General features: G+C 63.0%; 5 protein-coding genes. 4 read left to right on the top strand and 1 reads right to left on the bottom strand.

What is annotated here, in order from left to right:
• A partial coding sequence (locus EN893_RS13905; protein ID WP_128361595.1) for an aldehyde dehydrogenase family protein occupies nucleotides 1-1,222 on the bottom strand: 1,222 nt, incomplete at its 3' end.
• Between the two features lie 269 nt (nucleotides 1,223-1,491).
• Here EN893_RS13905 and EN893_RS13900 point away from each other — a divergent pair.
• The 4 genes from EN893_RS13900 to EN893_RS13885 form a co-directional block, all read left to right on the top strand.
• Entirely contained in the window at nucleotides 1,492-2,151 is a 660-nt protein-coding gene (locus EN893_RS13900) for a TetR/AcrR family transcriptional regulator (protein ID WP_164748900.1), read from the top strand.
• A gap of 212 nt (nucleotides 2,152-2,363) precedes the next feature.
• Nucleotides 2,364-4,775 (top strand): FAD-dependent oxidoreductase, encoded by a 2,412-nt coding sequence (locus tag EN893_RS13895; RefSeq protein WP_127266941.1) that lies wholly within the window; start codon nucleotides 2,364-2,366, stop codon nucleotides 4,773-4,775.
• 82 nt (nucleotides 4,776-4,857) lie between these two features.
• Nucleotides 4,858-6,111, top strand: coding sequence for a sarcosine oxidase subunit beta (locus tag EN893_RS13890; RefSeq protein WP_127266942.1), 1,254 nt, complete (start codon nucleotides 4,858-4,860; stop codon nucleotides 6,109-6,111).
• Nucleotides 6,112-6,120: 9 nt separating this feature from the next.
• On the top strand, nucleotides 6,121-6,359 hold a 239-nt coding region (locus tag EN893_RS13885; RefSeq protein WP_128361594.1), incomplete at its 3' end, for a sarcosine oxidase subunit delta.

Here is a 6,359-nt window from a genome sequence, read left to right as displayed (position 1 = left end):
AGCCGAAGGGCGTGTCGTTGGCGACGGAAAGCGCCTCGTCATAGTCCTTGACGCGAATGACGCTGGCGACAGGTCCGAAAATCTCCTCGCGCGAACTGCGCATGGCATTGGTGGCCTCGGTGAGCAATGCCGGCTGCAGATAGAAGCCTGGCGTCTTGCGGTCGAGCCGCTCGCCGCCGAAGGCGAGCGTGGCACCTTCCCTGACGCCGATGGCGATATAGTCCTCGTCCTGCTTCAGCTGCGTCGCGTCGACGACAGGACCGATCTGGGTCTGCGCGTCGAGCGCATCGCCGATGACCAGTTTGCTCATGCGGTCCTTGAGGGCATCGACGAAACGGTCGTGAATGCCGTCAGCCACAATCAGCCTGGATGACGCAGTGCAGCGCTGGCCGGTCGAGAAGAAGGCGCCATTGAGCGCGCAATCGACGGCGATCGCAAGATCGGCATCGTCGAGCACGACCAGAGGGTTCTTGCCGCCCATTTCAAGCTGGAACTTGCGCATGTGTTCGATGCTTGCCGCGGCAACGCGCTTGCCGGTACCGACCGAGCCGGTGAAGCTGATGGCGTTGACGTCGGGACTGTCGAGCATCGCCTGGCCGACGACCGAGCCCTTGCCCATGACCAGATTGAGCACGCCCTTTGGCAGGCCGGCGCGATGCAGGATATCGACGATGGTCCAGGCGCTCTCGGGAACCAGCTCCGCCGGCTTGAAGACGACAGTGTTGCCGTGGGTTAACGCCGGGGCGATCTTCCAGGCCGGAATGGCGATCGGAAAATTCCACGGCGTGATGATGCCGACCACGCCGACCGCCTCGCGCGTCATCTCGACGCCGACGCCCGGTCGCACGCTCGGCACGACCTCTCCGGTCAAACGCAACGTTTCGCCGGCAAAGAAATCGAATATCTGGGCGGCGCGAATGGTCTCGCCGATGCCTTCGGCCAGCGTCTTGCCTTCCTCACGCGCGAGATTGCGGCCAATCTCGTCCTTGCGCGCCAGAATCTCGTCGGAGGCCTTTTTCAGCACCGCGTGACGCGCCAGCGGACCGGAACGGGACCAAGCCGGGAACGCTGCCTTGGCCGCGGCGATCGCCTGCTTGGCCTGTTCGACACCCGCCGAGGCATAATCGCCGACGATGTCACCGGTATCCGAGGGGTTGATGTTGCGCGAACCGGCCTCGCCGACCCATTCGCCATCGATGAGGTTCTTTCGAAACAGCGTCATATCGTGTGTTCCTGCTTGTTGGCCGCGCGGGCATCTGTCTGAACTGGTATTTGCCAGACAATTGCCTCGCGGGAAAGCAAACAGTGAACCAGCAGCCGCGACAAAAATCCCCCCGCTTGCGCCGCGCGGATGGCGGGTGACGACATTGCCTCATCGAGCTTCGATGCGGCCAACATCCATGGTGCGTCGTCCGGCTTGGGCCGATTTCCTCTATACACTTCTGTCCATAGCCTTGATTTGCCTGAGGCAGCATGTCATGCGTCGTGCCGATGGCAGCTCTCGAAACGACGATTCAGCGCGCCGGCGCCACCGGCAACATCAAGGCCACTCGCGAAGACTGGCTGAAACTTGCGCTCGAAACATTGATCTCTGACGGTGTCGAACGCGTCCGCGTGCTGACACTTGGACAGAAGCTCGATGTGTCGCGCTCCAGCTTCTACTGGTATTTCAAGAGCCGGCAGGATCTGCTCGACCAGCTGCTGGATTACTGGCGGCAGACCAACACCAAATTCATCGTCGAACGCGCCAGGCGGCCATCCGCCACCGTCATTCGCGGGGTGATGAGCATTTTCGAATGCTGGGTGGACGAAAGGCTGTTCGATCCACAGCTGGATTTCGCGATCAGGGCCTGGGCCCGCCGCTCGCCCGCCATCCGGCGCGCCCTCGACGAGGCCGACGAGGAGCGTGTCAACGCCATCCGCGACATGTTCATGCGCCACGGCTATGAGGAAGAAGACGCGTTCGTGCGAGCCCGCGTGCTGTACTTCATGCAGATCGGCTATTACTCGCTTGAGCTCAACGAGCCGATGAGCAGCCGCCTGCCTCACGTCGCCGGCTATCTGCGCAGCTTCACCGGCCAGGAGCCTCCGGCGGAGGATGTCGAAGACTTCTCGCGCTATGTCGAGAAGACGCTTTCGCGCAACCGATAAGTAAGGCCCGCTCGGCCGCCGCGGCCTGACGATTTCGCTTAGCGCATCCCAATAGCAAGCACGTTTGCTGCCGACAGCAGCAGAGGAGCCCTTCTGCTGCATCGGCGCAGAGCGGAGTCATGGGCCGCTCATTCCATCGCCTTTCCAAGCTCTAGACACATATGTACAATACCGATAGGGTTCGCCCCACTGAATGGGTGGAGTGCGACAGGATGAAATCCCAATACAGGGCGATCGTCATCGGCGGCGGCGTGGTTGGAGCCTCGGTGCTCTATCACTTGGCGAAGTTCGGCTGGAACGACGTCGCGCTGATCGAACGCGAGGTACTGACAGCGGGATCGAGCTGGCATGCGGCCGGCGGGTTCCATGCGCTGAACGCCGATCCCAACATCGCCGCCCTGCAGGCCTACACGATCGACCTGCTCTCCGAAGTCGAGAAGGAATCGGGCCAGAGCATCGGCATGCACATGACCGGCGGCATCTCGGTCGCCTCGGCGCCGGAGCGCTGGGAATGGCTCAAGGCCTCCTACCGCATCTTCCAGACCATGGGCATCGACGATGTCCACCTGGTCGGTGTCGATGAGATCAAGCAGCGCTGCCCGATCCTCAACACCGACGGCATGCTGGGAGGCCTCTATGCCGCGCGCGAGGGCCATATCGATCCCTCGGGCGTCGTGCACGCCTATGCCAAGGCAGCCAGGCTGCGCGGCGCCGACATCATCGAGCACAACCGGGTGCTGGATCTCAACCGCCGCGCCGATGGCGGTTGGGACGTGGTCACCGAGAAGGGCACGGTGATTGCCGAGCACGTCGTCAATGCCGGCGGACTGTGGGCCAAGCAGGTCGGCAGGATGGCCGGCATCGACCTGCCGGTATCGCCAATGGAGCACCATTATCTCGTCACCGAGGCATTGCCCGAAATCCAGGCGCTGGACAAGGAATTGCCGCTGATCGTCGATCTCGAAGGTTTCACCTACATGCGCCAGGAGCAGAAGGGTCTATTGCTCGGCATATACGAGATCAACCACAAGCACTGGAACATGGATGGGGCGCCGTGGGACTACGGCATCGAATTGATCCAGGAAGACACCGACCGCATAGCCGACGAACTGGCGCTCGGCTTCAGCCGTTACCCCTGCCTGGAGACAGCCGGCATCAAACGCTGGGTGAACGGGGCCTTCACCTTCTCGCCGGATGGCAATCCGCTGGTCGGCCCGGTGCGCGGCGTGCCCAATTACTGGGTGGCGTGCGGCGTCATGGCCGGTTTCCTGCAAGGCGGCGGCGTCGGCAAGTCGCTGGCCGAATGGATGATCCATGGCGAGCCGGAAGCCGATGTCTACGGCATGGACATCGCCCGCTATGGCGACTTCGCCTCCAACCGCGAATACATCAGGCAGACCACCGGGCAGTTCTATTCGCGCCGCTTTGTCATGAGCTATCCCAACGAGCAGTTGCCGGCGGGACGGCCCTTGAAGACGGCCGGGGCGCATGACGCGATGGAGGCCGCGGGCGCGCGCTGGGGCAATTCATGGGGCATGGAAGTGCCGCTCTATTTCGCGCCGCAAGGCTTCGTCGAGACACCGACGCTGAAGCGCTCCAACGCCTTCGACATTGTCGCACAGGAATGCCGCAAAGTGCGCGAAGGTGTCGGCCTGCTCGATATATCAGCCTTCTCGCGCTACGAGATCATCGGGCCGCAGGCCGAAGCCTGGCTCGACCGGCTGCTCGCCTGTGCGCTGCCCAGGCCGGGTCGCGCAAAACTCGCGCCGATGCTGGGTGAAAACGGCAAGCTCAAGGGCGACCTCACCGTCTTCAATTGGGGTGATGGCTCCTGGTGGATCATGGGATCCTACTATCTGCGCCAGTGGCATATGCGCTGGTTCGAGCAACATATGAGCGATGGCGTCACCGTTCGCGACATTTCGGACGCCGTCGTTGGTTTCTCGCTCGCCGGTCCCAATGCGCGAATGCTACTTGAGCGCCTCACACATCAGGACGTTTCGCACCAGGCGTTCGGCTTTCTCGCCTGCAGGACGTTCGATGTCGGACTGGTGCGGGCGAAGGTCGGACGACTGTCGGTCATCGGCGAACTCGGCTACGAGATTCATTGCCGGGCCAATGAGCACATGGGCCTGCGCCGCGCGCTACTTGCCGCAGGCAGCGATCTGGGAGTCACCGAATACGGCTTCAGCGCGGTCAATTCGCTGCGGCTCGAAAAGAGCTTTGGCATCTGGTCGCGCGAATTCACGCAGGACTATACGCCTGATGAGACCGGCATGGACCGCTGGGTCGCCTTCGACAAGGGCGATTTCATCGGCCGCGAGGCGGCCCTGAAAGAGCAGAAGGCTCCATCGAGGCGCACGCTGGTGACGCTCGAAATCGACGCGGCGGATGCCGATGCCAGCGGCTACGAGCCGGTCTGGAACAGAGGCAGGCTGGCCGGCTTCGTCACCTCCGGCGGCTATGGCCATACGGTCGGCAAGAGCCTCGCCATGGCGCTGGTCGAGCGCGAAGCGGCCGATATCGATACGCCGTTGACAACCCACATCGTCGGCGTCGAAAGAGATGCGCGCGTCATCGCTTCGTCGCCATATGATCCACTGGGCAAGGCGATGCGGGCATGACCGATCGAACCGATGACGTCGGTGCGAAAGACCATTCGATGATCCACATTTCTTTCCGAACATCAGGCCTGTCCGGCACGTCATGACCACACGCTATTCCGCCCTGTCGCTGTTCAAGGAGGGCCTGGCTGGCCAGACCGGCTGGCAACCGGCCTGGCGATCGCCCGAGCCGAAGCCGTCCTACGACGCCATCGTCATCGGCGGCGGCGGCCATGGGCTGGCGACGGCCTATTACCTGGCAAAGAATCACAATATCACCAGGGTGGCCGTGCTGGAAAAAGGCTGGATCGGCGGCGGCAACACAGGGCGCAACACCACTGTGGTACGCTCCAACTACTATTATCCCGAAAGTGTCGAACTCTACGGGCTGGCGCACCAGCTCTATGAGGGATTGTCGAAAGACCTGAACTACAACGTCATGCTGTCGCAGCGCGGCATGGTCAATCTGTGCCACTCGACTGCCGAGATGGAGATCGGGGCGCGCACCGTCAACGCCATGCAGATCAACGGCATCGATGCCGAGCTGTTTTCACCTGACGATGTGCGCCGGGTGGCGCCGATCTATAATTTCTCAGCCGATGCGCGCTTCCCGGTGTTCGGCGGCATCTGGCAAGGCAGGGCCGGTACGGCGCGCCATGACGCCGTCGCCTGGGGCTACGCGCGGGCGGCGAGCCGGCTCGGCGTCGATATCATCCAGAACTGCGAGATCACCGATTTCATCGTCGAGGGCGGCCGCTGCCGCGGCGTCCAGACTTCGCGGGGCGCGATCCGTGCCGAGCGTATCGGAATGGCGGTGGCCGGGCATTCCTCGGTGCTGGCGGCCAAGGCCGGCTTCCGGCTTCCGATCAATTCCTATGCGCTGCAAGCCTGCGTGTCCGAACCGGTCAAGCCGATCCTCGACACGGTGGTGCTGTCGCCCGGCTGCGGCGTCTATGTCAGCCAGTCGGACAAGGGCGAGATCGTCATCGGCGGCGGCCTCGACCGCATTCCTTCCTATGCGCAGCGCGGCAATTTGCCGACGCTGGAGGCGGTGATTGCCGGCGTGCTGGAGATGTTCCCGATCTTTGGCCAGCTCAAGCTGATGCGGCAATGGGCAGGTATCGTCGACGTGGTGCCGGATTCCTCGCCGATCATCGGCCCCTCGCCGCTGCCCGGCCTGTTCCTCAATTGCGGCTGGGGCACGGGCGGCTTCAAGGCCATTCCCGCCGGCGGCACGCTGCTGGCGCAATTGCTAGCGTCAGGCAAACACAACGACATCAGCCGCCCCTTCGATCTCGATCGCTTCGCCACCGGCCGGCTGATCGACGAAGCGGCCGGCTCCGGCATCGCGCATTAGAGGTTTGCCATGCAGCTCTTTCCTTGCCCATTCTGCGGCCCGCGCGACGAAACCGAATTCCACTATGGCGGCGATGCCGGCAATGTCAGGCCGGATGGCATCGACGTGCCGACCGATCGCTGGGCTGGCTACCTCTATCTGCGCGGCAACCCGAAAGGCACGGCGCGCGAGATCTGGGTCCACATGATTTGCGGCGAGTTCTTCGTCATGGAGCGGGACACCGTCACCCACAGGGTGCTGTCTTCGGC

Origin of the sequence: Mesorhizobium sp. M7A.F.Ca.CA.004.04.2.1, assembly GCF_004022825.1 — a bacterium.
Classification (GTDB): Bacteria; Pseudomonadota; Alphaproteobacteria; order Rhizobiales; family Rhizobiaceae; genus Mesorhizobium.
The sequence above is the reverse complement of the archived record's forward strand: the minus strand, read 5'-3'. Positions and strand labels throughout refer to the sequence as shown.

Coding starts and splice junctions, on each gene's coding strand:
- EN893_RS13900 (WP_164748900.1), top strand. CDS start 1,492: ATGGCAGCTCTCGAAACGACGATTCAGCGCGCCGGCGCCACCGGCAAC.
- EN893_RS13895 (WP_127266941.1), top strand. CDS start 2,364: ATGAAATCCCAATACAGGGCGATCGTCATCGGCGGCGGCGTGGTTGGA.
- EN893_RS13890 (WP_127266942.1), top strand. CDS start 4,858: ATGACCACACGCTATTCCGCCCTGTCGCTGTTCAAGGAGGGCCTGGCT.